Consider the following 253-nt stretch of genomic DNA (forward strand, 5'->3'; position numbering starts at 1 on the left):
CAATCCGGACTACGACGCACTTTATGAGGTCCGCTTGCTCTCGCGAGGTCGCTTCTCTTTGTATGCGCCATTGTAGCACGTGTGTAGCCCTACTCGTAAGGGGCATGATGATTTGACGTCATCCCCACCTTCCTCCAGTTTATCACTGGCAGTCTCCTTTGAGTTCCCGGCCTAACCGCTGGCAACAAAGGATGAGGGTTGCGCTCGTTGCGGGACTTAACCCAACATCTCACGACACGAGCTGACGACAACC

Annotated in this window: 1 rRNA gene (cut by a window edge); it reads right to left on the reverse strand. The window is 54.5% G+C overall.

The features are described from left to right. Nucleotides 1–253 (reverse strand): 16S ribosomal RNA (locus ACYVJ4_RS18300); its annotated part reaches 327 nt to the left of the window's first position; the annotation flags it as partial.

The organism is Angustibacter peucedani, from assembly GCF_054779595.1.